At 44.2% G+C, this 1,221-nt stretch carries 1 protein-coding gene; it reads right to left on the minus strand.

The genetic code is table 11. The features are described from left to right. Nucleotides 1-150 precede the first annotated feature (150 nt). On the minus strand, nt 151-1,221 hold a 1,071-nt coding region (locus tag KCG35_RS25415; RefSeq protein WP_215822645.1), incomplete at its 5' end, for an IS91 family transposase.

Raw genomic sequence — 1,221 nt, forward strand, 5'->3', positions numbered from 1 at the left:
ATCATTAGGAATTTGAAAGCGTTATTATACGTCAGTTGATGTGTTAATGAGAGTCCCTGATGAAGGGGAAGCATTTGATTATTCCAAAATTGCTCAAAGTATCACCCACATACAGCCAAAAATTGCCTATTTTATAGGCAATTCCAGATTTTAGGCGGCCTGATCCTGTGAGGGTAAATAAATCGGTTTTTGAAGTGCCAGTTGGCGATGGTATTGATGGAGTGCTTTTTGAGACAACCCCGCATGCCTCTCAGCCAAGATGAGTTTTGAACGGCATAGAATGCATTCCATTGGATTGCTACCAAAGGTTTGCTTATGTAGCTCGGGCCAGCGTAAAGGGATGGCATTTTTTTCTGCCTGATCGAGTAGGTTATAAACCTTCGGCAAGAGTTTTCCCCGTACCCGGTTAGCCAGAAACCCATAATAGCGAATCATCCGAAAGCCTTTATCCGGGATGTGCTGGGTAAAGCGGTGCATAAACTCATCGGCCGAGCAGGTAAAACGACGATAGGTTTTCGTCTTATGATCCAGGTAATTAAAAATCACCTTATGGCCATCATAATGCTCCAGGCGGGACATGGCTAAGGGAGGGCGTTTGGTATAGCGGCCCAGGTAGGAGACATTTTTCTTATGGCTCTGATTGGGTTTGGCAAAGTGGACATTCCAGGTTTTCTGATAATGAGAATTAAGCCAGCGATTAAAGTTGGTATACGAAGCACCCATGGCCTGAAGTGACTCAGGAAACACCAATTGATGATAGTGTTTTCGTAGTAATCGAATGATGGCGTAGCGCCACATTTTTTTAATGGGATCAGCTTTGAAATAGAGGGATTTCCAGGAGGAATAATCCAGCGTTAACCCTCCCTGCGTAGTGGAAAGATGAATATGGGTATTCCATTTAAGATCACGACCAAAGGTGTGCAAGGCGGTAAAAATACCAGGAATAATGCCTTTGCTTTTAGCGATTTTAAGGAGGGTGTTTGCGGCTAACCGACTCAAATCATTGAGTAAAAACCGGTTGAGATTAAACAGCTCCCATAACTCCCCCGGCATAGTAAACGTGATGTGCTGCCAAGCTGTTTTGGGGAGGATCGCTTTTTGTTTTTGAATCCATTGCTCTGTGAGTTTTTTACCGCAGGTAGGGCAGAACCGACCTTTGCAGCTAAAACAAACTCGTTTGGTATGGCTGCACTGACTGTTGCTACAGCGGAAAATGGCATA

It is taken from the genome of Zooshikella harenae (genome assembly GCF_018837975.1).
Lineage (GTDB): Bacteria > Pseudomonadota > Gammaproteobacteria > Pseudomonadales > Zooshikellaceae > Zooshikella > Zooshikella harenae.